This window comes from Periweissella beninensis, from assembly GCF_016908275.1.
Taxonomy (GTDB): Bacteria; Bacillota; Bacilli; order Lactobacillales; family Lactobacillaceae; genus Periweissella; species Periweissella beninensis.
The window spans coordinates 1-1,446 of record NZ_JAFBDN010000059.1; the positions used below are offsets into that span (position 1 = coordinate 1).

A 1,446-nucleotide genomic window follows, 5' to 3' on the forward strand; every position below is an offset into this window, starting at 1 on the left:
TTGGGCTCTTCACAACTGGCCTTTTTTGAGACTTCGGCCTATTCTGCAGGAACCTTGGCGGATTTTTCTGCAACTTGTTCCTGAGCGGCCTGGCCCAGGATGTTTAGATAATTGAACGGACGGTCAAACTGTGGCTGGAATAACATATCGACCATTGCCAAGTCATCAATGGTGTTTTGATTTTGGATGCAGACCGAAAGGGTGTTGGCCGACTGGGAAACGTCGTAGGTACTCATCAGGGCACCACCCAAAATTTGACGGGTGTCCGGATCAAATACGAGGCTCATGAGAACCGGCTCCGTGCTTGGCATAAATTCGGGCCGGTAGTTGTCAGTAATGGTAACGGATTCGGCTTTAACCCCCTTGGCTTTGGCAGCTGCCATGGTGAGGCCGGTTGAAACAATCGTCCGGTCATAAAGCTTCAATCCTGATGAGGACTGGGTGCCCATGTATTTAACGGTTGGGTTCTCGATGTTCTTGCCAACCAGAATGCCTTGACGAACCGCGTTGGTTGCCAGGGGAATGTATGCTAAGCTGTGGGTTGGGTTATAGTGAACCGCAACGCTATCGCCGGCCGCATAAATGTCAGGGTTGGATGTTTGCATGTATTCGTTGGTGATGAGCGCGCCGTTTTTAATCATGTCGAGCTTGCCCTTAAAGAGGCTGGTATTTGGTGTGAAGCCGACGCACATGATGACCATATCGGTTTCGTAGCTGCCCTTGGTCGTCTTAACGGTAACCGTATCAGTTCCAGAAATTTCTGTGACCTGTTGATCAAGGGCGAGGGTTACGCCGTGCTTCTTGTAGTCGTCTTCAACAACGTCAGTGAATTCCTTATCAAAGTACTTGTTCATGATGCGGTCAACGCCGTCAACCAGGGTGACCTCGTGGCCGGTTGTGCTGTAGGCCTCAGCGAGTTCAGCACCGATATAGCCGGCGCCAATAACCATGATCCGTTTTTTGGAAGGTGCGGTCTGGAATAGTTCTTCGGCGTGATTCCAGTTCTTGCAAAGGTAGACGTTGGGATTATCAACGCCTTTAATTGGTGGAATAACTGGCCATGAACCAGTGGTGACCACTAATTTGTCGTAGGAGTCTTCAAATTGCTTGTGATCACTTAAACTCGTGACCTCAATGGTCTTGGACTCAGGATCAACGTTGGTGACCTCGTGCTGAATTTTAACGGTTGCCCCGAGCTTCTTCAATTCTTCAGGATTGGAGTAGAATAGACCTTGAGGATCTTGAACTTGTTTTCCAAGGTACAGAGCAATCCCGCACGAAAGGAATGAAATATTATCATTTTTTTCATAAACGGTAACTGAAGCATCGGGATGCTCTGATAAAATAGTCTTAATGGCAAACGTCCCCGCGTGTGTACAACCAATGACAGCAATTTTCATATTATCTTCTCCTTTGATAAATAAAATATTTCACAAACTAATGTAT

The 1,446-nt window shown here is 47.4% G+C and carries 1 protein-coding gene; it reads right to left on the reverse strand.

Annotated features, from left to right (window positions below; genetic code table 11):
- Nucleotides 1–38: 38 nt before the first annotated feature.
- Complete coding sequence (locus JOC59_RS09250; RefSeq protein ID WP_205144453.1) at nt 39–1,400, reverse strand: FAD-dependent oxidoreductase; 1,362 nt, start codon at nt 1,398–1,400, stop codon at nt 39–41.
- Between the last annotated feature and the right edge of the window lie 46 nt (nt 1,401–1,446).

What these genes read in the sequence shown, in the direction of transcription:
- JOC59_RS09250 (WP_205144453.1), bottom strand. Translation starts at nt 1,400, where the DNA reads ATGAAAATTGCTGTCATTGGTTGTACACACGCGGGGACGTTTGCCATT.